This window comes from Streptomyces termitum, from assembly GCF_014650175.1.
In the GTDB taxonomy this organism is placed as follows: Bacteria; Actinomycetota; Actinomycetes; order Streptomycetales; family Streptomycetaceae; genus Streptomyces; species Streptomyces termitum.
This window is the reverse complement of record NZ_BMUL01000064.1, coordinates 1-581: the sequence shown is the minus strand read 5'-3', so window position 1 is coordinate 581 and position 581 is coordinate 1. Positions and strand designations below refer to the sequence as shown.

Sequence of the window (581 nt, the reverse complement as noted above, 5' to 3'; positions counted from 1 at the left end):
GGGGACACCTATTTTCTCATTTATTGATGCGGCTACCGTGTGTTTGGGTTGACATGTGTACAGAGAGTGAGGGGTACAATTGACAGAGACTATGACAGGGAGTAGGCTAGAATTAAAAATTGTCCTCAACCAAATAAGCGGGCTTAAGGCAACTCGTTACAGTGAAGAAAGTTTACGATGCAGCTTTATTTTGCCCAGCTGACTTTATCGTATGGCACGCACCCAAAGCAACTGCCGTATCCAGTTGTAGTGCCAGTGCAACGAAATGAACCTTGACCAGTGATACAAGCCTTGGCCGCGGCAGTGTCACGTCCATACCCAATCGTGCAGAGTTCAGTGGTGACCGGCTTTTTCGGGTAGCTTGGCAAAGTGCAGTTGGTTATCGTGACGAATGACTTGCAGCCTTCGGTGCAAATAATATCAGACCGGTCATTGCAAGTGAATCCTTTGGCGCCGACAGCAGCATAGGTCGAACATTTCATTTTCTCGCCAACGGCAGCAACGTTGGCTGCGGCAGCAGCGAGGCAGAGTAAAGCATAGGGAGCGGCATTCATGTTGGATTCGAGGAAGGTGCAGTTGAT

Annotated in this window: 1 protein-coding gene; it reads right to left on the bottom strand. The window is 49.1% G+C overall.

Features of this window, described 5'->3' with window-relative positions; all coding sequences use genetic code 11:
* Positions 1–185: 185 nt before the first annotated feature.
* Positions 186–581 (bottom strand): hypothetical protein (locus IE219_RS32750; protein WP_229850281.1); only part of this gene is annotated, 396 nt, incomplete at its 5' end.